Below are 25,120 nucleotides of genomic sequence, written 5' to 3' on the forward strand. Positions count from 1 at the left end.
GTGAACGCAGAATGGATCATGAAGAGACGACCAAAGCCTTAAAAGAAGGACGGACATCTTTAGGGATTGAATTTGGTTCAACACGAATTAAAGCCATTTTAATAGATGAAGCGTTTCAGCCAATTGCTCAAGGTACATTTGAATGGGAAAGTTCTCTCCAGGAAGGAATTTGGACGTACAACTTAATTGATATCATTACAGGTCTTCAAGTGGCGTACCGGGAGATGAAAGAGCAAGTCGAGCAAAGGTATGGCGTGACCATTCAAACCATTGGCTCAATTGGAGTATCAGCTATGATGCATGGCTATGTGGCATGTGATCATACAGGAGAGGTCCTCGTTCCATTCCGAACATGGCGGAATGCAACAACCATTGAGGCGAGTCAAAAACTGACGGATGTCTTCCAATTTCATATTCCAGAAAGATGGAGCATTGCCCATCTGTACCAAGCGATATTAGAGGAGGAAAAACATCTTTTCCGTTTAGAATATATGACCACCCTATCAGGGTACATTCACTGGCTGTTAACCGGAAAGCAGGCCATTGGCATTGGTGATGCGTCAGGCATGTTTCCAATTGATGAACAAACGAAGGATTACAATGAAGTAATGCTCCATCAATTTGAAGACTTGATCGTAGAAAAAGGCTACCCGTGGAAGCTGCGTCACCTTCTGCCGCGTGTTTATTTAGCAGGCGAGGAGGCTGGCGTGTTAACGGCAGCAGGAGCAGCCATTTTAGATCAAGGCAAACACTTGAAGCCAGGCATTCCATTTTGCCCGCCGGAAGGTGACGCTGGAACGGGAATGGTGGCAACAAACAGTGTAGAAAAACGGACAGGGAACATTTCAGTTGGGACATCTGTTTTTGCCATGATTGTGCTAGAGCAGGAGCTAAAGGGTGTGTATCCAGAAGTGGATATGGTCACAACACCAGACGGACTGCCAGTCGCAATGGTTCATGCGAACAACTGTACAAGTGACTTAAATGCTTGGATGAATATATTCAGAGAGGCATTTGAAGCATTGGGTATGCAAGTGGCGTCAGAAAAGGTATACGAAGCCTTATTGCAGCAGGCGTTAGAAGCAGATCGAGATGGCGGCGGACTCTTAAGCTATGGCTATTATTCTGGTGAAAATATTACGAGACTGCCAGAAGGAAGGCCTCTTTTTGTCAGATCAGCTGAAAGCCGCTTTAATCTGGCTAATTTCATGCGTACCCATCTTTTTTCTGCTTTTGGTGCAATGAAAATAGGGATGGATCGTTTAAAAGAACATGAACAGGTTGTGATTGATCGTTTACTAGGGCATGGGGGGTTATTTAAAACCCCGCTCGTTGGTCAAAAAATGGTGGCCGCAGCGCTTGATACACCTGTATCAGTCGTTTCCACTGCGGGAGAAGGCGGTGCGTTTGGGATGGCTGTCCTTGCTTCCTATATGGTCCATCATCAAAAGCAAACATTGGCTGAATTTCTCACGCATCAAGTGTTTGCCCATACATCAGAAGAGCTCATGGAACCCGACCCGCTTGATGTCAAAGGCTTTGACGAATTTTTAAAGCGCTATCAAGAGGGCCTTGCGATTGAAGAAGCGGCAGTAGCACATCTGATGCCAAAGAAAGGAGTGACAACCGTATGCTAGAGCGCTTAAAAGAAGAAGTATTTGAAGCAAATTTAGATTTGCCGAAATACGGACTTGTGAAATTTACATGGGGCAATGTCAGTGCGTGTGATCGTGACAGCGGTCTATTTGTTATTAAGCCGAGCGGTATAGCGTATGACCAATTATCAGCAAAAGACATGGTTGTGGTCGACTTTGACGGTGAAGTAGTGGAAGGGGAATTCAGTCCTTCATCAGATACAGCAACACATGCTGTTCTTTACAAACACTTTGAGGAAATTGGCGGTATATCACATAGCCATTCCATGTGGGCAACCGTTTGGGCGCAGGCAGGTCTTGATTTACAGGCAATGGGCACAACACATGCCGATACATTTTACGGCGCTGTTCCGTGTGCTCGATTTCTGACAGAAGAAGAAGTCAACCGCGGTTATGAGGTAGAAACGGGCCGGCTGATCATCGAAACGTTTGAGGAAAGAAACCTAGATGTGATGGCGGTGCCGGGTGTATTGCTTCAAGGTCACGGCCCATTTACGTGGGGAAAAGATGCAAAAAGTGCGGTCACAAACAGTGTGATTTTAGATGAAGTCGCCAAAATGAATCTGTTCGCAAAGCAATTAAACGAATACGCGGAGCCTCTCCCGCAGCGAATTTTAGATAAACATTACTTAAGAAAACACGGAGAACATGCGTATTACGGACAAAAACCTTCAAGATAAAGAAAAGAGGGATTTCTATGTTAACAAGTCAACATAAAGAATGCTGGTTTATTGTTGGATCGCAGCATTTATATGGAAATGAAGCACTGCAGAAAGTAAAAGCAGATGCTCAAAAGATGACGGATGCCTTAAATGAGAGTGGTTTACTTCCTTACCCAGTGATCTTGCAGGAGCTGGCTGTCAGCGCGGATCAAATCACAAAGCTCATGAAAGAAGTCAATTATCGCGATGAGGTTGTCGGCGTGATGACATGGATGCATACATTTTCACCGGCAAAAATGTGGATACGCGGAACCGATCTCTTGCAGAAGCCTCTTTTGCATCTTGTCACACAGTATTATGAGAAGATTCCGTGGGACACGATCGACATGGACTATATGAATCTTCATCAATCTGCCCATGGAGATAGAGAATATGGCTATATCAATGCGCGCTTAAATAAACAAAATCAAATTGTCGCCGGTCATTGGTCTAAGCCGGATGTGCAGCAGCAAATCGCTGATTGGATGGACGTGGCGGCTGCTTATCATGAGAGCTTTCAGATTAAAGTAGCTAGGTTTGGTGACAACATGCGCCACGTGGCTGTAACAGAAGGCGATAAAATAGAAGCCCAGATTCAATTAGGGTGGACTGTTGATTACTTTGGAATAGGCGATCTCGTCGAATATGTAAATGCAGTAGAAGAAGCAGAGGTAGATGCATTATTTGCGGAGTATTTAACGCAATATGATGTGGATTATGGAACGTATTCAGTTGAAGAATGGGAAAAAAGTGTCAAGGTGCAAGCGCGTTATGAAATTGCCATCAAACGCTTCTTAGATGAAGGCGGCTACAATGCCTTTACGACAAACTTTGAAGATTTACATGGAATGAAACAGCTGCCAGGACTTGCGGTACAGCGGCTAATGGCAAAGGGATATGGCTTTGCTGGGGAAGGCGATTGGAAAACTGCTGCACTGGACCGATTATTAAAGGTGATGAGTCATCATCAATCCACTGGTTTTATGGAGGACTACACGTATGAAATGACCTCTGGACAGGAAGCGGTGCTGCAATCTCATATGTTAGAAGTAGATCCAGCGCTCGCCCATACGAAACCAGTGATTGTCGTATCTCCACTTGGTATCGGAAACAGGGAAGATCCAGCGCGTCTTGTGTTTGATGGAAAAGCAGGCGAAGGTGTTGTTGTTTCCATTGCTGACTTTGGAACCCATTTCAAATGGCTCATACAAGAAGTCGAAGCCTTTGAGCCGGAGGAAGCAGCACCTCATTTACCGGTTGCACGTGTGCTCTGGAAAATCAAGCCGAATTTTCAGGACGGAGTCAAAGCATGGATTAAGCAAGGCGGGGGTCATCATACAGTCGTATCCCTCAATTTAACGGTTGATCAAATTGTTCATTTTACAAAGCTTGTTCATGCAGAATATGTGGTTTTATAGAAGGGTGAAACGTCTTCTACTGTTTACAGTAGAAGCACCGGGAGAAATGAAAGCGGTTAATTAAGTGAGGGGGTCATCCACTTGGAGAAAAAAGTGTCAAGCAAATTTATCTTCTTTTTCGGGTCCTTTGCAGGCATCTTATTCGGATATGATATTGGAATTATTGCAGGGGCAGAAGGACATATTCAGGAAGAATTTCAGCTCAGCCCATTATGGCTTGGAATCGTTGTCTCTTCATTAATGGGCGGGGCCATCATTGGCTCCATTTTAAGCGGTCTCTTAGGGGATAAATATGGCCGCAGAAAGCTTATTTTGGTCTCATCCGTTATCTTTTTTGTCGGAGCTATCGGATCAGCTATCGCACCAGAAGAGATTTCATTAACCATTGCACGTATCTTTTTAGGCACAGCAGTAGGAACAGCCTCATCTTTGGTGCCGGCATACATGTCTGAAATTGCTCCTGCTAAAATCCGCGGGAAATTGTCTGGGCTCAATCAGCTTATGATTGTGAGCGGACTATTGCTGAGCTATATTGTCGCGTTTGTGTTTGAACCTATTCCAGACAGCTGGCGCTGGATGCTGGGAAGTGCCGCTTTATTTGCTATCGTGCTTTATATTGGTATGCTGAGGCTCCCTGAATCTCCGAGATATTTAATTAAACACGGAATGGCTCATAAAGCACGGGAGGTATTAGGATCACTGCGTTCTTCCCGTGAAGAAATCGAAGCAGAAATGCAGGAAATTTTAGAAGTCGCGAAAGAAGAACGCTCTGGTATTCGTGAATTGTTCCAAAAGAAATTCAGAATGGCTCTTTTCATCGGGGTTGGGATGGCGACCCTTCAGCAAATACAGGGCGCCAATTCCATTGTGTATTATGCAACGAGTATTGCTCGGAATGTAGGCCTTGCGCCGCAGGTCGCAGCAGGCTTTACAGTCATTGTCGGTGTCATTTTCGTCGTGACAACCGTTATCTTTTTACAATTTGTCGACAGGTTCGACCGCCGAACGATTCTCACCGTAGGGGGCACAGGTATGGCACTTTCCTTCTTTGCACCAGCGGCATTAGGTGCACTTGGCGTTAGTGAAGGGATTTTAAACTGGGTGACATTGATTTCCCTTTGCTGCTTTATCTTGTGTTACGCCTTCTCATGGGCACCGATCACGTGGATCATCATCGGCGAAATCTTCCCGCTTTCTGTTAGAGGTATCGGAGCAGGTATCTCATCTGCCTTTAACTGGACGGGATCGTTAGCAGTTGGACTCGTTTTCCCTATCTTAGCTGATAAGTTCAGCTTTGGGGTCATTTTCTCCTCATTTGGTGTCATCTGCTTAATCGGACTATTGTTCACCCGCTTTGTACTAGTTGAAACAAAAGGAAGAAGCTTAGAGCAAATCGAAACCGATATGGCAGCACGTGTATAAAGAAACCCCTCTATCCCATGTGGATAGAGGGGTTTTTTACTCAAGCGTCTGTTTTAGCTCAGCGGGCAATAAATCAATCAATTGATCATAAGAAGATAAATCCAGCACTTCAAGCAGCGCATAATATTTCGCATAAACCTCACTCAACTGATCAGGATGATTCGTTTCATATCGATTCAAATGCAATTGAGTCAGTTCAAGTGCAATGTCAAGCTTGTTTCGTTCGATTGGTTGTGTCGTATTGATCATATCGTTCACCTCGTATTTGATAAGTGGGAAGGTTATGGGCCACAATTTCTTCTACCACAATATATCATATTGTATAATATGTTAAAATTGCCCTTTTGTAAAGAAAGAGAAAACGAGATGAATAGTGGATTTTTTTAAAAATAGACAAGCATCTAGTCACGAAATGCGCTTCTTACATACGATAGAGTGTAAGTGAAAGACAACTTGAAGGGGTGTTGAGATGAGCCGAAATCGATTAGATGACTTTTTCTTTGGTCCTCGCAGAGGAAACCAAGGAGGAGATGAAACGGTTGTTTTCCCCACACGTCAAATTGTCAACACGACAACGAATGAACAAACCATCAGAAAAATTCATCCAACGCATATCACAAACGTCAATAAAAACATCAAAAGAATTGAAAACTACTACCCTGTCACTCAATCTACTCATAACGAGTACATTGTGGAAGAATACGATTGCGGCAGGGATATCAAAAAACCTTGCTGCCGTCCAGTGAAACGCTGTAAGTGGTAATGTGATCGAGAAAAAGAAGAGAGGCATCCTTTTATGGGATGCCTTTTGTATGTCTAACGTTCCACTTCGTTTAATTGTCCTTGATCCAGCTGGAAGAAACGGTTTCCTAATTCTGAATAAAGGTAGCGCTGATGGCTGGTAAATAAAACACATCGATGTGAGAATTCTTTTTTTAATAAAGAAATCGATTGTATCTGTGAGGCCTCATCAAGAGAGGTAAAAGGCTCATCAAGAATGATCAGCTCTGGAGATCTTGCCACCATACAATTAAAGAAAAGTTTATATCTCATGCCCAATGAATACTGTTTGACTGGCATCTTTAGGGCATGCGTTAAATCAAATGCATCACAAAGCGTTAGAAAGGTCTCTTTGTATAACTCTTTTTCTGACTTGTTCATTTTCCATAAAGACTGAACAAGCTCCATGTGCTCAAGACCAGTGAGCGCATCATAGACTAAAGGCTTATCAGGGATGTACGCCACCAGACTTTTATATTGAGTGGTCCTGGGGTGAAGCTGTTTGTTGAGTAAAATCGTTTCTGATACAGATGGAAGCAGACCAGCGATGATCTTTAAAAGAGTCGATTTACCGCTGCCGTTCTTTCCAATGATACAAGCTCGATCACTTCCTTTCAGATCAAACGAAACTTGATCGAGAAGGAGAGAGCTTTCTTCTGTTGTTTCATAGCGAAAAGATAGCTGAGACACTTGAAGACTAGCCATTGATGAATCCTCCAATAACAAACACAGTGGTCACCAGCATATACAAGATCACTGTCGCAAGGGCAGCCTTTTTCGACCCTTCTGCATAGTAAATGATGCCATCATAAAGGATGCGCAAAAGATATAAGTTGATGAAGAAGGAAATTGCTTGGATCAAGATAAAATAGTGGTCTAATTGTAACACCATCACACAATAGATCGCTGCACTATTCACTAATAAAAGAAATGCATTATAAACCAAAATGACAAGATACATTTTGCGTAAAATAAAAGCTTTATGAAAAAAATACATATAAATTGAAGTGAGAACAGTACTGAGAAAATTCAAAATGAAATAAAGCGGGATCGTCAGCAAAAAAATAAAAACAATGCTGGCTACTTGTTTTCCAGCAGGTAACGGTTCATCTACTAACAAATCAATAATAAAAAATGTTAAAAAGACAGTCGAAACAAATAATGATAGTAAGACAAGGCCTACAATGGTTTTAATCGATTGATTCTGATTGAAAAATTCCTTAGGTCGTAGAAGTAGCTCCATGGAACCACATTCCCCTTTCTTCTATGGTAGATGTACATGGCTAACGTATTCCTCTAAAAGAGATGCTGCGAATAAGAGAACAATTGCTGCAAAAATCAATTGAAGCACAGTCACAGTCAACTTTTTTAAATCAATTGTTTCTCCTTTTATAAATCGATAAAGATAAATAAAAGGAAAAGAGCTGACAATTGAAAACAGGATGAAACCAAGAATCTCTACGAAAGCATGAGGCAGTAATCCTGTGAATATCTGCTGCACTTCTTGATTGACAATCAAATACTGAACTAGTTTGCCAATAATGTATCCGTTGTAAAAAAGAATGCCAGCAGCCATGATGCCGCCTGTAAAAGCTCCGATCCCTAATATCGCCATCCCAACTTGCAAATTGTTTAAGAAAATAGATAGAAAAAACATCTCTTCATCCTTTTTTAAATAAGGAATCTGATCATAAGGAAGAAGGCTACCAATCAGCACTGCTGCAATAAAGATAGCAGCATAAATGTAGCCGAGGCGTAAAATCAGTCTATTCTCCGATAGAAAATATCTTATTTTTTTCAACATACTCAATCCCTTTATAGATGGTCTTGCGGCATAACACCCAGCAGATCAATGAAACGATCACAAAATATAAAGCAAACAGAAAGTTTATGAGACCTGAGGATTGCTGCAAAATAGGTAGAAAAGAGGTCAAGATCATGTAGTACATAAAAGGTAATACAAGAAAGTTTCTTGCAAAAGCCTGCCCTTTATCGATAACTTCTATTTCCTCATTGGTTGTCCCTATTTCATGCTCATGAATAAAATTGAATTTCGTTGTAAATGGAAACAAGTAAAGCTGAATCAAAGGGAAAATGAAAAAACCAATCCCTAATGCCACAAATTGAATGAGCATCTGAATATCAAAAAGCTGATATACACCCATGATTGATAGATTAATGAATAGCAGAAAGAGAGCTGGTATGGAAAATAAACAATAAAATAACTGGATTTTTGATAAGAAAAACTGAATAAGAGATGTTTGAGAAAGCTCAAAAAGCCAAATATTCTTTTTTTCAGCACTTAAAGAAAAAATAGAAGGGGTCAGCATTCTCATCTCATACGTTTGATTTGCTAAAATCATCACATTTAATGTAAAAAGCAGCTGAATCTGCAAAGCCGGATGATCAATAATGGAGATCAAACTAGTCATAACCCCGATATAAAAGAAGGCTTCATATGACATAAACATATAATTAAAAAACTCTTTAGACAGCAGCCATCTTTTTTCTTTTAACACCTTGAGGTCTTTTTGGATCAACATATTCTTTTGAAACAGCGAGCCTTGAATTTTATTAAGTACTTGAAAGTACCAATAAAATAAATCTCGAAAATGTGTTGAGTTTTGATCATGATCTTTCCCAGTTGGAATCCAGCGTACAGGACTCTTCATGACGAGTATAGCTGCTAATATCACCACGAAAAATGTGACAGGTGAAGTGAAAAGCGCTTGAAATTGTAGAAATACAGAATCCTTTGAGAATAAAGCATGATGGATATGCTGAAGATCATTTTGATATAAAGCCACCAAATTGTTGGAAAGTGTAATCCAAAACGAATCCTCTGCAAGCGATGAAATCGACTGAAAAAGTTGTTGGAAGGTGTGATAAAAAGGGAAAATAATGTTCAATATCAGGACTCTTCCAAATAAGAAAAAAAGTAAAGAGATGCTTGCGAAAAAAAGAACACGAATGATCCCGATTTTTTTCACGACAATATTATAGATGTAAGCACCAAATATCTTATTGCTGATGATAAATAGGAAGAAACCTGTCAACATGACATTGAGATGCTTTAACCAGAATATCCAATCATGTGTTTGAGCAATAGAATATTGAAACAGAAAATAGATTAAATAAGTACTCAAACTGGTCAACATCAACCAGAACAGTTCTGAAAACAAAAGCGTTTGGAAAAGGTGTCTTGAGGAAACAGGTGCAAGCTGTATCAATTCTTCAAAAGGAAGAATATGAGTTCTTCTATAAGATTCAATCCCTTTGACGATAGAGAAAAGAAACAAAAATATCACAAAAGCACTTTCCCATTCTATTTGATAGATCGGAGAGTAAAGAAATGAAGAAATAACGATTACAATCATACATCCGAATAAAGTATCAAGGATACAAGAAAATAATATGTACTGTTTAGAAGAAAACGATGTGAAAAATGGAACCTTACGTATTATAAACTGAGCTAGATTTGAATATTGTTGTTGAATTCTAATTGATAGAAGTAGTGATAATAATGGATATAACATCTTCTCACCTGCATCAAAATTTAAATAGAAGGAGAACAAAGTCTCCTTCTATTGAGTCATAAAAATGAATTACCAAGCAATAACGGCTTTACGGCCTTTTTTCTTAATTTGGGCTTTAAGGTACTGACGAATGGTCTCTTTACCAGCCGCTGCAATAAGTGAAAGACCACCTGATCCTACAGCAGTTAAAATGGAGACGATTGTTGTAACAGCTCCGCCCGCTTCAACAACGTTCAAAACAACAGCTGCAACACTGCCTGGAATACCAAATTCTTTTGCTAGATCAGCAACTGGCAGCATCTGTAGCGAGAAGGAAAAAAGAGCTAGCATAAGGAAACCTACTGCTAAAGCACCAAAAAGAACATGTAGTTTGATTTCGTTTCTTGTTTCTGTCATATCAAATTCCTCCCTTTTTTGTCTTTTTGTTACTATTCTATCTTATGATATCTTTTCATTCATAGGAATCCTTTTTTTTCTTTTTTTTCATGAATTAGTTATAGATTAATATAAAAAAGGTCAAAAGATAAGTGAGAAAAGAATCGTTTTTGCTAGGATAAAACGAGTAAACATGATCGGAAATACCTTGTTTTCACAGATGGATAAGCAAGTCTAATTGCATATAGGAAAAGAGATTGGTGCTAAGAGATCAATATCCTTTGATCAAAACCTCCTTTCAAGATAAAATTGGAAGTATCAATCATTCTGTTGGAGGTGGTTGTCTGAATATTCAATTGTTAACGCAGGTGATCTGAAGAATATACAGCATTAAGACTAGAAGCACTGCGATTACATCCAGAGGGCTTTGCAATGAGCTATGAAGAAGAACAAATAGATACAAAAGACAAATATGCGGCTCGTTTTGCTTCGGCACAATCTATGTGGATCTTTGGCACCTTTTATCAAGGGCAGCTTGTGGGGACGGTCACGCTCATCCAAGAAACCTTACAGAAATTAAAGCACCGAGCGAATGTAGCAGCGATGTATGTAACGGCTGGTGCCCGCGGAAAGGGAGTAGGCAAGGCTTGATGACGGAAGCTCTTTCCTTCGCACGAGAACGACAGGACATCGAGCAAATGTATTGATCAGTGCACTAAAATGGACGGATACATATGCAGATGAAGAAAAAATGGGTTTATTTTTATCATCGTTTGGAGGAGATACAAGTGGAACAACAGACCATGCGCATCACATTAGCAACAGGACCAAATAGTGAGCTAGAATCTTTTGCCCTGCGTGCAGCATTTGAGAACTTTGGTGCAAAAGTCGATATGCATTGGATAGGCAGACCCAATGATCTGATTGATGTGTTATCTGGGAGAAATAGAAGGGAGACGGACTACTTTCTTTTATCTTTTCATGGGGAAGAAGGAGCGTTTCTCATGCCGGAGTTAGGGGAAGATGTATACGAAGATGGGGAGCCTAGAGGTGTAACTTTTGGAGCGGATGAAATCAAGCGGTATGCTTCGTTAAAAGGGGTTCACGTCATATCAACCGGCTGCACACTAGGTGAGAAAAAACTTGCAGAAGCCTTTTTAGAAGCAGGTGCTTTGTCCTATACAGCGCCTGATGATTACATTGATGGAGATGCGGCATTTATCTTTGTCCTGACAATGCTGTATGAGCTCATGAACAATACGAAGACGGTTAGAGCGGCTTTTGATCGAGCGAGTTCTATTGATGAAGAAACGAAATTATTTCAACTATATATGCAAAAATAATCAAAGGGCTGAGAGATCAAGCCCTTTTTTTCAACCTCTCTTAATTGTGACGAAAATGTGACAAATGTGTTTTTTGAAAACTAAATCGAGTTCACGCAAAGTCTATCCTACAAACACACGTCATCAAGACATGACGCCATCACGAGAGGGGAATCATTGTGTCAATGAAATGGAAAATTAGTCTCGTCCTATGCGGACTTGCAATCATCATCGGAATCGCTGCGTTTTATCATAATCAGCAGGCAAGCGGGACAGAGAAGAAGAAGGTAGAACCAGATGCGAGCTATAAAGAAGTTGAAATTGTCACTCTCGTGAATGACGGGAGATACTTGAGATATGCTGTGAACTATCCAGTGTTTCATCAAAAAAAGCTAGATCAAGAGATGAAAAGATTTGCAGAAACAGCGCTCGACAAATTCAAAACATCATTTAGTGAAGCAAGCGATGTCGATGAAGATCATCGATACGAATTAAACATAGATTACGAGATTACTCATTATGCCAAACAAACTGCTGCGATCAAATTCAATACATATGAATTGAAAGGCGGAGTAAAAGGCGCACATGAAACGAAGATATTCAATTTTGATTTCAAGAAACAGCATTTTTTATCTATAGATGATCTATTTTTATCAAAGAAAGAAAGTCTGCAAAAACTGTCTCAAATGACATTTGAGGAATTAAAAAAAGATCGCACTCTTGCTGAAAACGAGCATTTGCTCAAACAAGGAACGTCTCCTGCGGCAGAGCATTATCAGTATTTTGCCATCAAGGATCGTTTTATAGAATTCTACTTTCCAGCAGGGCAAATCGCACCAGACAAAAAAGGCCCTCAAGTGCTGGCGATTAAAAAAACAGTGCTTAAAGGCATGTTAAAGCCTGAATATATTCATAAAGAAAAGAACAAAAATGAGAAAAAAGAACCGATCTCAAAAAGAAAGCTTGTAAAACTGCCAAAACAGGCAACATTCAACCCAAATCAAAAAGCCATTGCCCTGACATTTGACGATGGACCAAATCCATCCACGACCTCAAAAATCTTAAAAGCCTTAAAAGAAAACAAAGGACATGCGACATTTTTTGTATTAGGCAGCAGGGTTCAATATTACCCCGATATGCTGGGTGAGATCAGAAAGGGTGGGAATGAAATCGGAAATCATTCCTATAGCCATCCTTTACTCACAAGACTGCCGTTAAAACAAGCTATCAAACAAGTAGAAGATACGCAGCAAATTATTGAAAAAGCAGGCGGATTCACACCGACTCACTTTAGACCGCCATATGGTGGAACAAATGGGCAGATCAACGAAGCTGTCAACATGAAAGTCACGCTTTGGGACGTAGATCCTGAAGACTGGAAATATCGCAACAGCCAATACGTCGCCAACTACATTCTCACACATGCGTCTAGCGGAGAAACGGTCTTAATGCACGACATCTATGACACCTCGGCAAACGCAGCTGTCACGATTATCAAGGAATTGACCAAACAAGGATATCAATTATTAACAGTTTCAGAGCTTGAGCAGTGGAAGGAAGCGCGCGCGAAGAAAGGTGAATTGAATACGTAATGATCATGCGAATCTTAGTGGATTCGCATCTTTTTTTAAAAGCCAATCATGAAAATAAAGGGAAAATATGTTAAAGTGAATGTAGAAAGGGAGGGCTTCGGATGGTATTGATGAGGTTGATCAGTCTATATATGCTGACAGCGTTTTGTTTGGGTTTTATCGTCAACTATGTACCTGGTTTGATGCTGCCCATCTATATTCTTGCGATGATCGGGCTCATTTTATGTCTCGGTCATATTGCGCTGCATTATATTCGTCGAATCAGATATATGTTGCTTCATGAGAAACGATAAGAATAATTGCTTACTCTAAAAACCTCTCTCTAAAAGGGTGAGGTTTTTATTTTTTCGGTTTTTGATGTTCTAACAGTTGTATGATTTTCTCGTTTGACTCTTTCATTTGTCTTAATAAAGAAACGATATTCCCTGTAAATCCAATGAGGACAATAAGTAAAATGATGATGATCCACATGCTGTGGCCTCCAATCTGCTGACTAATTCCTATTTAGTTTCTGTATCCATTATCTTATATCAAGGATACAGTATAATGAATGTATTGAAATGAACAGTTCGTTCTATTTATTCGACAATTGATGTAAACAGAGAATGGTTGGGGGGATTTCTTTGAAACGAGTAGACGTAGTATCAGCTATTATTTATGATGAGGAAGAAAATATGTTAATGGTCAAAAATGTAAAGGGATATTGGGAACTTCCAGGCGGTACTGTAGAAAAAGGTGAACACCTGCAGCAGGCCGTGGTCCGTGAGGTGAAAGAAGAGACAGGGTATGTTTGCAAAGTAAATGAACTTCATTCGGTTCGAGAAGTATTCTTTCACGATAAAATGCATCATGCACTCATCGTGACCTTCTTTGCGGAAATCATCGGCGGGCAGATGAACATTCTAGATCCGGATCATGATATTCTAAATTTGAAACCAAGGGTGATCAACCCTTGGTAGATGCATTTATTTCACCTCTGAATTATAAAGGTGGATCTTCAATCATAATTCTTTAACACGATTGCTGAATTATGTCCGCCAAAGCCAAAAGAATTTGATAGTCCATATTTCATTGGAAGATTTCGCGTTTTTGAGACAACATCTAAGTCGCAATCTGGATCTAAATTCTCTACATTAATAGTTGGAGGAATAATTCCTTGTCTCAAACTTTCCACTAAAGCAATTGCTTCTACTCCACCAGCAGCACCAAGCATGTGACCAGTCATTGATTTGTTTGCAGTTGTTGGAATTTTGCGGGAATGTTCACCAAACAATTTCTTAATAGCTAGAATTTCTGAACGATCACCTATTTGTGTACTTGTTGCATGAGCACTAATAACATCAATTTCACCTGTTGATATATTTGCACTTCTCAATGCTTTTTTCATTGCTAAGTAGGCACCCTTACCTTCTGGGTGTGATGCTACCATATGATGAGCATCTGAACTAGCTCCGTATCCCACTACTTCACATAATATCGGCGCATCTCTAAGAATAGCGTTTTCTAATGATTCTAATACTAAAATACCTGCGCCTTCACTCATAACAAAGCCATCTCTATCTGTATCGAACGGACGGCTGGCTCGACTTGGATCTTGGTTTTTTGTAGATAGTGCATGGGCGTTTCCAAAACTAGCCAAAGATAACTGTGTGATTGCAGCTTCTGCTCCACCGGCAAATATAATATCTGCCTCATCATTTCGGATAGCATTGAAAGCTTCACCAATAGAGGTGTTCCCGATTGAGCAGGCCGTTACTGGTGATAATGACGGGCCTTGTGCCCCTAATCTAATACTTATTTGAGCCGCAGCTGCATTTGAAATCATCATTGGTACAAGGCTAGGGCTTACTCTTGCGGGACCTCGTTTATTTAATACATTCACATTATCAACAAGTGATTGTATACCTCCGATCCCTGAACCAACGTATACCCCTAAACGTTCAAGATCAACCTTATCTAACTGTAATTGTGATTTTTCTAATGCTTGTTCGGCTGCTGCTAAAGCAAACTGACTAAATCGATCTAATCGTTTGGCTTCTTTCCTCCCAAATATTCCATCTACATCGAAATCACGAACCATTCCAGCTATCTTTGTTTTATAATCAATAGTATCAAAAGAATCAATTAGAGATATTCCCGATTGACCTTTAACTAGTTGATTCCAAAAGCTATTTACATCATTTCCTAGAGGCGAAATAATTCCCATTCCAGTAATGACAACTCTTTTCATAATAATTCCCTCCCTATTTTTTATTAACTTTAACTTTTGTGTTATCCTATTACAAGTTGTTGTTTATCCTAGTATAATTAGCACTATTTAAAAAGGAGATTTTAATGAAACCTGAAACAAGACTTCAAGCTTTATCAGAATTTCTAAAGAATCAACGTTCGAAAATTACTCCTCAAATGGTTGGTTTACCAGTAGGAACCCGCAGAAGAACACCAGGACTAAGAAGAGAGGAAGTGGCTCAACTAGCCGGTGTAAGTCTTACATGGTATACATGGTTAGAACAAGGTAGAGATATAAAAGTGTCTACTTCGGTATTAGATGCTATTTCTCGAGCATTACAATTAAATAACGATGAAAGGAGATATTTGTATGCTCTAGCGTTAGAGGAAGGAGTGAAACAACCCTTTATAAATGAGAAGGAGAAAGAAATCAGTCCAGCTTTAGTGAAAATTTTGCAGGAACTTCGTTATTGTCCAACAATTATATCAGATAGAAGAAGTCAGATTGTTGGGTGGAATCAAGCAGCAGCTAATGTATTTTTGGATTTTGAACAAATCACCCCAGCAGAAAGGAATATCATACGCTTACTATTCGCAAGAAAGGAATTTAAAAGTTTAGCAGTGAATTGGGAGCATTTTGTTAGAGGATATATCGCAATATTTAGAACGTATTATGGACAGTATGTGGCTGATGACTGGTATGAGCAATTTATACAAGAAATGGAACAGGCATATCCAGAGTTTCATAAAATTTGGAATGAAAATGAGATAAGCTCTGCTCCTGAAGTATTAATTGAGTTTCGTCATGCTAAGGTAGGTAAAATGTTGTTTAATCTTACTTCTTTACAAGTGCATGGAGATACTGATTTAAGATGCAGCGTCTATACTCCAGTTGAGAATACTGAAACTGAGCTTAAGTTAAAACGTTTAATTGAAAGCTAACCATATAAAACATATGATGAATTCCAAATTCTTTACCGATCGTTCTTGAATTTGCTATGCTTGAAACACGTTAGATCTAACTGTTTTGCTACTCAAACGAGAGTGATCATTCTTTATTATTTTAGAATGAGGGAGGGGTGAATGCATCAATGATTCTTAGTCCTTTCTCAGAATTAAGAGGTAATACGTTGTAAGGTGGGATTATGTCTAGAAATAAATTTGATAAAAAAGAGCATTAAGAAAACAATGGGGCTTTTCTGGGAACAGGGTTATGAAAAAAACATTCATGCAAGACTTGGTGACATATGGGTGTTCATCGCAGAAGTATAATTCTTTACTTATCGTTCTAAAAAGGGTATTATGTAATCATGGTTTGTAATTCATGTGTTTATTTTAGAATGTTCATTCTATAATGGATGATGACTTTTGTTTTTGTTAGTATTGGTTCATGGATTTTTTTAAGGAGAATTAAAATGGCTAGAAGTAAAGAGTTTGACGAAAAAGAAGTATTAAGAAAAGCAATGGAGTTATTTTGGGAACAAGGCTATGAAAAAACATCCATGCAAGATTTGGTGGATCATATGGGGATACACCGTAGGAGTATATATGACACATTTGGCGACAAGCGTTCATTGTTTTTAGCTTCCCTTCATCATTATGAAGAGCTCATCGTTAATGAGATGGAAAGCATAATCAGCAGCACTTCATCCATTAAACAGGCGATACGTGATGTTTTTATTTTCGTACTGAATTCCATTAAACAATACCCAAAAGGATGTCTATCAGTAAATGCAGCCATTGAATTATCTTTGTTGGACAAAGAAATTGGGCGCATCGTTACAAAAATGTTTAATCGTACTGAAGATATGTTTAATCACCTTATAAAACAGGGTCAAACTAATGGAGAGCTATCAAAAGAAATCGATTCTGATAACATATCTCGTTTCTTACACAACAATTTGGTAGGTATAAGAGTACTAATAAAAACTGATTACAGTAAAAAAGAATTAGAAGGCATCATTTCTCTAGCACTTTCAGTGTTGGACTAGCTTTCTTTTTTTACCCTTTTTAGAATGTTCATTCTAAAATAAGCATGAAACACACCATCATAATGCATAGTTATAAATCGTTTTTTAATTTCTAAGGAGGAACACAAAAATGAGAAATTTTAAAATACCAACAGAATCAGAATTTATTGAAGTAGAAGGAACTCGTTACGCATATAGGAGATTTGGTACAAAAGATGGTATACCAGTAGTATTTCTTGTTCACTTTAGAGGAACGATGGAAAACTGGGATCCAGACATGCTTGAACCTATTGCAAATAAACGCCCAGTAATCTTATTTGACAATAAAGGGGTTGGTGAGACCGATGGACTAACACCTACTACAATTACTGATATGGCAAAAGATACAGCAACATTTATAAGAGCTCTTGGATTAGAACAAGTTGACATTCTTGGTTTTTCCATTGGTGGCATGGTTGCACAAGAGTTAGCTTTACAAGAAGGAGATTTAGTAAGAAAAATGATTATGGCAGGTACTTCACCTGAATCTGGTATTAATCCAAATCCAGAGATTCTTGAAAGAATGAATCGTCACGGCGGAACGGAAGAGGATGGAATAAATGATTTTATGTTCTTTTTCTACGAACAAACCGAAACAAGTAAATCAGCAGGAATAGCTTCACTACAAAGAATTTTTAATCAGAAAAAAGTAAATAGTTCGGAACAAGTAAAAGAGGCACAATTACAAGCTATTGCAAAATGGGCTAAACAAAAATCTAATCATGAATATGAATGGTTACAAAACATCAAACACCCTGTACTTGTCACTAATGGTGTTAATGATGTGATGGTACCGACTAAAAACAGCTATATCTTAACAGAGAAATTACCCAAAGCACAGTTGATTATATATCCTGATTCTGGTCACGGGCATCTGTTTCAATTTCCAGAACTATTTGCAGAACACGTAAATTTATTTCTTGATTCTAATTCTTATTAAAAAGGAGTATTCATATGAGCAGATTATTTGAAAAAGTTCGTATCGGAAACATTGACTTAAAAAACCGCATAGGCATGGCTCCGATGACTAGAAATAGAGCTTTACCAGATGGTACGCCGAGCGAATTAGTAGCAGAGTACTATGGTCAGCGTGCTTCAGTCGGTTTAATTATAAGTGAAGGAACCCAACCTTCGGATGATGGGCAAGGTTATACTAATACACCTGGTATTTATACAGAAAATCATATTAGAGGATGGGAAAAAGTCACTTCTAAAGTTCATAGTGAAGGCGGTCATATTTTTATTCAACTTATGCATGTGGGACGAGTATCACACCCTGATAACACACCTCACCACCGCCAAGCAGTTGCACCGTCAGCTATTGCACCTGGTATAGAAATTTTCACGGCAGAAGGAATGAAAGAAATTCCAACACCAAGAGAACTGAGTGAGCTTGAGATAAAAGATGTTATCAATGAGTTTCGTTTAGCAGCACGTTCAGCAATTGAAGCTGGTGCAGACGGAGTTGAAATTCACGGAGCGAATGGTTATCTGATCCAACAATTCCTTAGTGAAAACTCCAATCATCGTCAAGGTGCATACGGTCGTACGATTGAGGGGCGTTCTCGATTCGCAATTGAAGTAGCTAAAGCAGTTGTTGATGAAATAGGAGCAGAAAGAACAGGCATCCGTTTTTCTCCTCAAGGAACACTGCAAGGCATTGATGAGGGGGAGAATAGCCTTGAGATGTATCGCTATTTAATAAGTGAATTAAATAAGCTTAACCTTGCTTATCTGCATTTAATGCACTTTGGAAACGAGCAATTCCTAAAAGATGTTCGTCAACTTTGGGACCAAGCACTTCTTGTTAACCGTCCAGGTCGTCCTCTAGATCAACTTTCGTCTGATGTAGATAATAATCTTGCAGATGTTGTCACAGTAGGCACTTGGGTACTAGCTAATCCAGACTTTGTAGAACGGATTTATTCAGGTGCTCCTCTAAACGAACCTGATAAAAACACGCTCTATGCAGGAGGAAAAGAAGGCTATACAGATTATCCTTTCTTAAAATAATTTAATTAATTATGAATATCCCATCTAGGGATATTCATATCTTTTTTTCTTAGATTCTTTATAAATAGATACATGTGCGTTAATTAAAAATGTGAAGGATTGTCATGAAAGTTTTAGCGATTGAAAACTACGGTGAAAAACCAAATTTTTTTAGACTTCCCTAAGCCCAAAATAAATAATGGCGAGGTCTTAGTTGAGGTATATGCGGCAAGTATAAATCCTTTTATACAAAAATTACAATTACCGATAACCTACATCCATAGTAACAACTCGCAGTAAGAAACGCAGTAAAACGTTTTAAAGGTTTAATTAAACTAAAAATGGAGGTGTGCTGTAAAATGAAAAAAACTGTTCTTATCACCGGGGTATCGGGTGGAATTGGCAAAGAGTTGGCGGATCGTTTCGCCAAGGGAGGATATAATTTGGTGCTGGTGGCGCGTAGCGAGGGTAAGCTTTTGGAGCTCGCGAAGGAATATCGGAAAAGATATGGCAGTCAAGCGACGGTCATCGCAAAGGATGTGGCTTCACCCGGTGTGCCGAAAGAGATTTTTGCGGAGCTCAAGGAGAAGGGGGTCGTCGTCGACTATCTTGTCAATAATGCCGGCTTCGGTTTGTACGGGACGTTCTTGGAGACGCAGTTAGAACAAGAGACGAATATGATTGACGTCAATATCAAGGCTCTGACTGTTATGACGAAACTGTTCTTGCCGGATATGGTCAAACGGGACCAAGGAGGCGTGATGAATGTGGCTTCGTTGGTGGCTTTCTTCCCGGGACCTATGATGTCGGTTTACTACGCAACGAAGGCGTACGTGTTGTCGTTCACTGAGGCTTTGGAGAACGAACTGAGCGGTACAGGGGTGACTGTGACGGCACTATGTCCGGGACTGACGTCAACCGGCTTTGTTGAACGTTCGGGTATTGGGGAATCGAAGTTGTTCCAGAGTGGTGCTATCATGGAGGCCGGGCAGGTGGCTGAGGAAGGGTACCGAGGCTTCTTACGCGGCAAGACGTTCATAATGCCAGGGGCTCGAAACCGGTTCATGGCATTCCTTCCACGACTGATGCCGCGCAAAATGGTGACCCGTATGGTCAGATCCACACAGCAAAGAACAGGGCATTGACCTAATTGAGGGTGACCAGGGGGGAGTGGCAGTTGATTATGATCTGCCATCTAGCCAAGATCTCGTATTGGAATAAATCGTTTACTAAAAAAGTTACAGAGATTTTTATAAAGACGGAAACCTTCTTATTTGATCTACTGAAACATGGTCAAGAACAAGGAGAAATATTTTTAAGGAGAGAATAATATGAAGTACACAGTTATTACAGGAGCAAGCTCAGGTATCGGATATGAGACAGCATTAGCATTTGCTGCTCGTGGCAAAAACTTAATTATTGCAGCTAGAAGATTAGATAAATTAGAAGAACTTAAATCAACCATTCAGAATCTAAATCCTAGTTTAGATGTTATTATTCGGACAAGTGACCTATCTGTCAAAGATCAGGCATATATACTGTATAACAGTTTAAAGGAGTATCAAATTGAGACTTGGATTAATAATGCTGGTCTTGGTGAAACCTCTTCTGTCATAGATCAGAATTTAGATAAAGTAGAAACCATGTTACGCGTGAACATAGAATCCTTGACAATCCTTTCTACACTATTTGTAAGAGAATATGCTGATGTAGAGGGAACTCAATTAATTAACGTATCCTCAGCACTTGGATATGTAATTGCTGTTGGCAGTGTTGCTTACTCTGCTTCTAAATATTATGTTAGTGCCTTCACCGAAGGGCTTGCAAAAGAACTTGAACTGAAAGGTGCGAAAATGAAGGCAAAAGTTTTAGCACCAGCAATGACGGAAACAGAATTCGCAAAACATGCAAATGATATAAAAGAGTTTGATTATAAAGCAAATCTCCCTATGTACCACACAGCTAAGCAAATGGCAGGTTTTATGATGGAGGTTTATGACAAAGATGAAGTGGTTGGGGTTGTAGATGAAAACTATGAATTTAAGTTGAGAAAGCCGATCTTTCCAATACTAGAAAGCCTTTAAATCTAATTTTTATATATATGGTAACATAATCGTTTAGCGCTGGCACCAATGACACGTAGCAGAGCGCAAGAGATAAGTATAACTTATGGCAAATATCAAGGTTCCACAAACTGTTTGGGACTGGGAAGTGACTCTCTATTTTTGTAACAAAAAAAAGGGAATGAAAAGTAGTTTTTAAATTGAACCTGCAAAATGGACAGTAATGCTTAAAAAAGGCATACAACTGAAAAATGCTTGACGCATGAATTGCGCTACACTGGCTGACGTGTACTGCATTCGAACGCTATGGGCTGATGAACTCTAACATCTGTTCTACTGATTGAGTGTGGGAACACCAGCTGTAATAATCTCAAGGAAGGATGCTAATGAAAAAATGAAAACACTCATGAAAGCAGCTCAGATCACCAAGTATTCAAAAAATATCCATGCCAAAGTCAATGACATTCCAATTCCAGAAATCGATGAAAACGAAGTCTTGGTAAAGGTCAAAGCTGCGGCAGTCAATCCACTCGAAATGTTAATTATTACAGGCAGCGTGAAACTGATTCAAGATTATGAATTCCCATTAACGCTTGGTAATGAATTGACAGGAGTTATCGAAAAAATCGGAAAAAATGTGACAGAATTTCACGTAGGAGATGCCATCTATACACGTCTTCCCCTTAAAAAAATTGGTGCTTTTGCGGAATATGCCGCAATTGATGCTGCCGCAATTGCACCCATGCCAAAAAATTTGTCTTACGTGGAAGCCGCTGCTGTACCACTGGCTGGACTCACAGCGTATCAAGGTCTACATGAAGAACTTGAGGCACAGTCAGGTAAATCTGTCTTCATTCCAGGTGGATCAGGCAGCTTTGGTCAAATGGCTGTACCAATAGCAAAGGAAATGGGCCTAAATGTCATTGTTAGTGGCAACTCAGAAGCGCGCGAACGCACTTTGGAAAGGGGTGCAGACCAATATTTGGATTATGCAATAGAAAACTATGTTGACTTGTTGTCGAATGTGGATTACGTGATTGATACACTGGGACCTAAAGAATTTGACAGTGAATTGAGTATCATCAAACCGGGCGGAAGATTGCTCTCTCTCCGTACAGGACCAAATAAACGTTTCGGGAAATACCTAAATTCCCCATGGTGGAAACGAATGTTATTTTCCCTTGCTGGCGCAAATTATGACCGCAAAGCTAAGAAACAAAACGTGGAATATCATTTTATTTTCGTTCGTTCTGACGGCGCACAACTTAAAGAGATTACCAAAATCATTGAAGAAAACAACATTGTTCCAGCAATTCATCCAATACTATTTACTATAGACAACGTAAATGAAGCGCTAGAACTAGTCGCAAATGGACGACCAAAAGGGAAAGTGATTATTAATTTTTAAGGGGAATATGAAGAAAGCAGTCAAAAAGTTGAGATCATTTATGTAAAGGATTTTGAAAGGATAGAAAAACTTCTGCAAGCCGGAGTTCTGTATCAGTAATTATAAAACATGGAGAACTAGCTATCCAATTTTTCCTATAAAAAAGTTGGATTTAAGACAGGTGGTTACTTTAACAGACATGCCACGACATGGTAATTACTGTATGTTTATAAAAAACACTATATATAGACTAGAGATTAAAATTCTTAATCAATAAGATGAAAAAGTAACGAACGATCCTTGTTTTGACTTACCATTTTTAACCATAATTCACATAAACGTATAGAAACGATGGCAAATGAATATAAGGAGTGTAATGGAAATAAGCTCCATAACCAATGATATGGTTTTATTATGTTGAGTGCTTAGTGGAATGAAAAGAAGCCGGAATTTAGACCGGCTTCTTTGATATTATTTCCCCTTCTCCCGCTTCCGTTTCTCCTTCTCCGCCCGGTAAAACTCATGAAACATCTTCATCAGCGCCCGCTTCTCAATACGGGATACATAGCTTCGCGAAATCCCGAGCTCCTTTGCTATTTCCCGCTGCGTTTTTTCTTTCTTTAAATCAAGACCGAACCGGCCGACGATGACTTCTTTTTCTCGGCCGTCGAGAATGTCGATATACTCCTTTACTTTTTCAAGCTCCATGTTGAGCTGAATGGTATCGATCACATCTTCACTTTCTGATTTTAAGACATCAATTAAAGAAATTTCGTTGCCTTCTTTATCCTGACCGATGGGGTCATGTAAGGAGACATCCTTTTTAGTTTTTTTGAGTGCGCGTAAATGCATCAGAATTTCGTTTTCAATACACCGCGCCGCATACGTTGCCAGCTTTGTTCCTTTTCCAGAGGAATAGCTTTCGATGGCTTTAATGAGTCCGATCGTCCCGATGGAGATGAGGTCTTCAGCGTCTTCCCCGGTATTTTCAAATTTCTTGACAATATGGGCGACGAGCCGAAGGTTATGTTCAATCAGCATATTTCTCGCGTGTTCATCGCCCTGTGCCATAAGGGCTAAGTATTTTTTTTCATCATCTCCTGAAAGGGGCTGTGGAAAGGCATTGTTTTTGACATAGGACACCAAGAACACCAATTCTTTGACCATCAATCCCATCGCTGTAAATACTCCTGCCACGATTTTCACCTCCACCATGTTTAGGCCACTGCCTATATCCTCAAATGTATGTGAAGGGGGGATTGTCTGTGTCTGTACGATGAAAAAATCATCTTTTTCGAAAAAAACGGGCTTCTGTTCGTCTGTTTTTGCTGCCCTTCTCATATGTTTGCGGTTTCTTTGCGGTGCTTGGCGGTCAAGAAGCGTGCTAAAATATGTAATATTAGACCGAAAAGGAAGGGGTTTTTTCGGAACATGGGGAAGGTTCTTTCTTCACATGTAGGTATGAAAATTAATGAATGGTATCGAATGATACGGCAGTTCAGTGTTCCAGATGCGGAAATCCTGAAAGCAGAAGTAGAAGCGGAAATTGAACGGATGGAAGAGGACCAGCATTTACTGATTTATTATCAGCTCATGTGTTTTCGGCACCAAATCATGCTTGACTATATACACCCTTCAAAATATCAACCTTTCTCAGTATCTAATCTTGTCGATAAAATCGAAAATTCCAATCATGAGTTATCTGATATGCTGCATTATTACCATGCATTTTTTCGTGGCATGCATGAGTTTAGTCAAAAAGAATATTTAGAAGCCGTCAAATATTATCGAGTGGCAGAAAAACAGCTGTCCATGGTATTTGATGATATTGAGCAGGCTGAGTTTCATTTTAAAGTAGCAGAAGCCTACTATATAATGAAGCAAACGCATGTCTCGATGCATCATATTTTAAAGGCGCTGGAAATATACGATCAGCATGATGCCTACTCTATTCGCATCATTCAGTGCCTTTTTGTTATCTCAGGAAACTATCAAGATCTAAAACGAAAAGACCGGGCACTGCCTCATTTAAAAAAGGCAAAACAGCTCGCATCACAGATTGATCACCCGCGGATATACAGTTCAGCGCTTTATAATTTAGGAAAATGTTATGGGGAGCTGGGCTATAGAGAGGAAGCAGAACGCTATTTAACGGAATCGGCTGATATTGCCTGTAAAGAGCAGCTTCCCACGCTTCCGCATACGCTCTATACGCTGGCAAAACTGCTTTTTAGACAAAATGAACAAGTGGAAGCACGCCGCATATTAGAAGATGGAAAATTAGCTGCAAAGAAGCATGAAGACCAGCTGTTTTGTCATATGTTTGAGTATCTGGATGCTTTATATGTTCAAGGAATGAATGAAGAACAACTGCAAAAAACCATTGATTATTTGGAAAAACTTAGCCTATACTCTTATATAGAGGATATCTCACTAGAAATTGCGACAGCCTTAGAAGCCTCTCAACAATACCAGAAGTCCAACCAGTATTATCAGAAATTATTATGGGCTCAAAATCAAATCCAAGAAGGAGAGTGTCTGTATGAATTCTAAGCAACGTTCGACAGTTGAAGAGAGAAACCAAACGTGAAATAAAAAGCGGGCCTGATGGGCCGGCTTTTTTTTATGTCAAAAAAGAA

At 39.4% G+C, this 25,120-nt stretch carries 27 protein-coding genes; 18 read left to right on the forward strand and 9 right to left on the reverse strand.

The window, feature by feature from the left end; translation table 11 throughout:
* Window positions 1-11 precede the first annotated feature (11 nt).
* From ACP7A0_RS07355 to ACP7A0_RS07370, 4 genes are all read left to right on the forward strand, one after another.
* The gene (locus tag ACP7A0_RS07355) at window positions 12-1,637 is read left to right on the forward strand and encodes a xylulokinase (protein ID WP_106031276.1); all 1,626 of its coding nucleotides are present in this window, start codon (window positions 12-14) and stop codon (window positions 1,635-1,637) included.
* A complete protein-coding gene (locus ACP7A0_RS07360) occupies window positions 1,631-2,335 on the forward strand; it encodes an L-ribulose-5-phosphate 4-epimerase (protein WP_034661424.1) in 705 nt (234 codons plus the stop codon). The genes ACP7A0_RS07355 and ACP7A0_RS07360 overlap by 7 nt, the downstream gene beginning before the upstream one ends.
* A 17-nt stretch (window positions 2,336-2,352) precedes the next feature.
* Window positions 2,353-3,774, forward strand: coding sequence for an L-arabinose isomerase (gene araA / locus ACP7A0_RS07365; protein ID WP_106039711.1), 1,422 nt, complete (start codon window positions 2,353-2,355; stop codon window positions 3,772-3,774).
* A gap of 81 nt (window positions 3,775-3,855) precedes the next feature.
* Window positions 3,856-5,196, forward strand: coding sequence for a sugar porter family MFS transporter (locus tag ACP7A0_RS07370; RefSeq protein ID WP_426004709.1), 1,341 nt, complete (start codon window positions 3,856-3,858; stop codon window positions 5,194-5,196).
* A 36-nt stretch (window positions 5,197-5,232) separates the two neighbouring features.
* On the opposite strand, the gene ACP7A0_RS07375 is transcribed toward ACP7A0_RS07370, so the two are convergent.
* Window positions 5,233-5,445 carry a hypothetical protein gene (locus ACP7A0_RS07375; RefSeq protein WP_060596628.1) on the reverse strand — a complete coding sequence of 71 codons (213 nt, stop codon included), beginning with the start codon at window positions 5,443-5,445 and terminating at the stop codon, window positions 5,233-5,235.
* 220 nt (window positions 5,446-5,665) lie between these two features.
* Between ACP7A0_RS07375 and ACP7A0_RS07380 the strand changes: the two genes are divergently transcribed.
* Window positions 5,666-5,959, forward strand: a complete 294-nt coding sequence (locus tag ACP7A0_RS07380; RefSeq protein ID WP_034661411.1) for a spore coat protein — start codon at window positions 5,666-5,668, stop codon at window positions 5,957-5,959.
* A gap of 53 nt (window positions 5,960-6,012) precedes the next feature.
* On the opposite strand, the gene ACP7A0_RS07385 is transcribed toward ACP7A0_RS07380, so the two are convergent.
* The 5 genes from ACP7A0_RS07385 to ACP7A0_RS07405 all read right to left on the reverse strand — a co-directional run bounded on the left by ACP7A0_RS07385 (window position 6,013) and on the right by ACP7A0_RS07405 (window position 9,908).
* Complete coding sequence (locus ACP7A0_RS07385) at window positions 6,013-6,681, reverse strand: ATP-binding cassette domain-containing protein (RefSeq protein ID WP_106031277.1); 669 nt, start codon at window positions 6,679-6,681, stop codon at window positions 6,013-6,015.
* On the reverse strand, window positions 6,674-7,219 hold the full coding sequence (locus ACP7A0_RS07390) for a hypothetical protein (protein ID WP_066030632.1): 546 nt from the start codon (window positions 7,217-7,219) through the stop codon (window positions 6,674-6,676). The genes ACP7A0_RS07385 and ACP7A0_RS07390 overlap by 8 nt, the downstream gene beginning before the upstream one ends.
* Window positions 7,220-7,240: 21 nt before the next feature.
* Window positions 7,241-7,780, reverse strand: coding sequence for a stage II sporulation protein M (locus tag ACP7A0_RS07395; RefSeq protein ID WP_223249893.1), 540 nt, complete (start codon window positions 7,778-7,780; stop codon window positions 7,241-7,243).
* Window positions 7,743-8,885: a hypothetical protein gene (locus tag ACP7A0_RS07400; RefSeq protein ID WP_223249892.1), complete on the reverse strand. Its 1,143-nt coding sequence runs from the start codon at window positions 8,883-8,885 to the stop codon at window positions 7,743-7,745. Before ACP7A0_RS07400 ends, ACP7A0_RS07395 begins: the two co-directional genes overlap by 38 nt.
* Before the next feature lie 696 nt (window positions 8,886-9,581).
* Window positions 9,582-9,908: an uberolysin/carnocyclin family circular bacteriocin gene (locus tag ACP7A0_RS07405; RefSeq protein WP_034661404.1), complete on the reverse strand. Its 327-nt coding sequence runs from the start codon at window positions 9,906-9,908 to the stop codon at window positions 9,582-9,584.
* 411 nt (window positions 9,909-10,319) lie between these two features.
* Here ACP7A0_RS07405 and ACP7A0_RS07410 point away from each other — a divergent pair, with 411 nt between their 5' ends.
* The 4 genes from ACP7A0_RS07410 (at window position 10,320) to ACP7A0_RS07425 (ending at window position 13,094) form a co-directional block, all read left to right on the forward strand.
* A complete protein-coding gene (locus ACP7A0_RS07410; protein ID WP_258182077.1) occupies window positions 10,320-10,538 on the forward strand; it encodes a GNAT family N-acetyltransferase in 219 nt (72 codons plus the stop codon).
* Between the two features lie 137 nt (window positions 10,539-10,675).
* A complete protein-coding gene (locus ACP7A0_RS07415; protein WP_034661402.1) occupies window positions 10,676-11,230 on the forward strand; it encodes a hypothetical protein in 555 nt (184 codons plus the stop codon).
* Between the two features lie 158 nt (window positions 11,231-11,388).
* Window positions 11,389-12,801 carry a polysaccharide deacetylase family protein gene (locus ACP7A0_RS07420; protein ID WP_066030633.1) on the forward strand — a complete coding sequence of 471 codons (1,413 nt, stop codon included), beginning with the start codon at window positions 11,389-11,391 and terminating at the stop codon, window positions 12,799-12,801.
* Between the two features lie 101 nt (window positions 12,802-12,902).
* Window positions 12,903-13,094, forward strand: a complete 192-nt coding sequence (locus tag ACP7A0_RS07425) for a hypothetical protein (RefSeq protein WP_060596631.1) — start codon at window positions 12,903-12,905, stop codon at window positions 13,092-13,094.
* A gap of 46 nt (window positions 13,095-13,140) precedes the next feature.
* Here the strand turns inward: ACP7A0_RS07425 and ACP7A0_RS07430 are convergent, their stop codons facing one another.
* Complete coding sequence (locus ACP7A0_RS07430) at window positions 13,141-13,272, reverse strand: hypothetical protein (protein ID WP_003217310.1); 132 nt, start codon at window positions 13,270-13,272, stop codon at window positions 13,141-13,143.
* Between the two features lie 152 nt (window positions 13,273-13,424).
* Here ACP7A0_RS07430 and ACP7A0_RS07435 point away from each other — a divergent pair, with 152 nt between their 5' ends.
* Entirely contained in the window at window positions 13,425-13,760 is a 336-nt protein-coding gene (locus tag ACP7A0_RS07435) for an NUDIX hydrolase (protein ID WP_066030634.1), read from the forward strand.
* 38 nt (window positions 13,761-13,798) lie between these two features.
* On the opposite strand, the gene fabF is transcribed toward ACP7A0_RS07435, so the two are convergent.
* Window positions 13,799-15,031 (reverse strand): beta-ketoacyl-ACP synthase II, encoded by a 1,233-nt coding sequence (fabF, locus tag ACP7A0_RS07440; protein WP_003217365.1) that lies wholly within the window; start codon window positions 15,029-15,031, stop codon window positions 13,799-13,801.
* A 104-nt stretch (window positions 15,032-15,135) separates the two neighbouring features.
* Here fabF and ACP7A0_RS07445 point away from each other — a divergent pair, with 104 nt between their 5' ends.
* From ACP7A0_RS07445 to ACP7A0_RS07475, 7 genes are all read left to right on the forward strand, one after another.
* Window positions 15,136-15,972 (forward strand): helix-turn-helix transcriptional regulator, encoded by an 837-nt coding sequence (locus tag ACP7A0_RS07445; RefSeq protein WP_034661397.1) that lies wholly within the window; start codon window positions 15,136-15,138, stop codon window positions 15,970-15,972.
* Window positions 15,973-16,445: 473 nt separating this feature from the next.
* A complete protein-coding gene (locus ACP7A0_RS07450; protein WP_060596632.1) occupies window positions 16,446-17,021 on the forward strand; it encodes a TetR/AcrR family transcriptional regulator in 576 nt (191 codons plus the stop codon).
* Window positions 17,022-17,130: 109 nt separating this feature from the next.
* Complete coding sequence (locus ACP7A0_RS07455; RefSeq protein ID WP_426004716.1) at window positions 17,131-17,979, forward strand: alpha/beta fold hydrolase; 849 nt, start codon at window positions 17,131-17,133, stop codon at window positions 17,977-17,979.
* Window positions 17,980-17,993: 14 nt separating this feature from the next.
* Window positions 17,994-19,052, forward strand: a complete 1,059-nt coding sequence (locus ACP7A0_RS07460; RefSeq protein ID WP_426004718.1) for an alkene reductase — start codon at window positions 17,994-17,996, stop codon at window positions 19,050-19,052.
* Window positions 19,053-19,390: 338 nt separating this feature from the next.
* On the forward strand, window positions 19,391-20,176 hold the full coding sequence (locus ACP7A0_RS07465) for an SDR family NAD(P)-dependent oxidoreductase (RefSeq protein WP_426004720.1): 786 nt from the start codon (window positions 19,391-19,393) through the stop codon (window positions 20,174-20,176).
* 186 nt (window positions 20,177-20,362) lie between these two features.
* On the forward strand, window positions 20,363-21,115 hold the full coding sequence (locus tag ACP7A0_RS07470) for an SDR family NAD(P)-dependent oxidoreductase (protein ID WP_106156292.1): 753 nt from the start codon (window positions 20,363-20,365) through the stop codon (window positions 21,113-21,115).
* A 373-nt stretch (window positions 21,116-21,488) separates the two neighbouring features.
* Window positions 21,489-22,502, forward strand: a complete 1,014-nt coding sequence (locus ACP7A0_RS07475; RefSeq protein WP_106039703.1) for an NADP-dependent oxidoreductase — start codon at window positions 21,489-21,491, stop codon at window positions 22,500-22,502.
* A 450-nt stretch (window positions 22,503-22,952) separates the two neighbouring features.
* Here the strand turns inward: ACP7A0_RS07475 and sigK are convergent, their stop codons facing one another.
* Entirely contained in the window at window positions 22,953-23,678 is a 726-nt protein-coding gene (gene sigK / locus ACP7A0_RS07480) for an RNA polymerase sporulation sigma factor SigK (protein ID WP_034620857.1), read from the reverse strand.
* Between the two features lie 234 nt (window positions 23,679-23,912).
* On the opposite strand from sigK, the gene ACP7A0_RS07485 reads away from it, so the two are divergent.
* Window positions 23,913-25,034, forward strand: coding sequence for a Rap family tetratricopeptide repeat protein (locus ACP7A0_RS07485; RefSeq protein WP_034661385.1), 1,122 nt, complete (start codon window positions 23,913-23,915; stop codon window positions 25,032-25,034).
* Window positions 25,035-25,120: the final 86 nt, after the last annotated feature.

It is taken from the genome of Bacillus sp. DWP3-1 (assembly GCF_049896565.1).
Lineage (GTDB): Bacteria > Bacillota > Bacilli > Bacillales > Bacillaceae > Bacillus.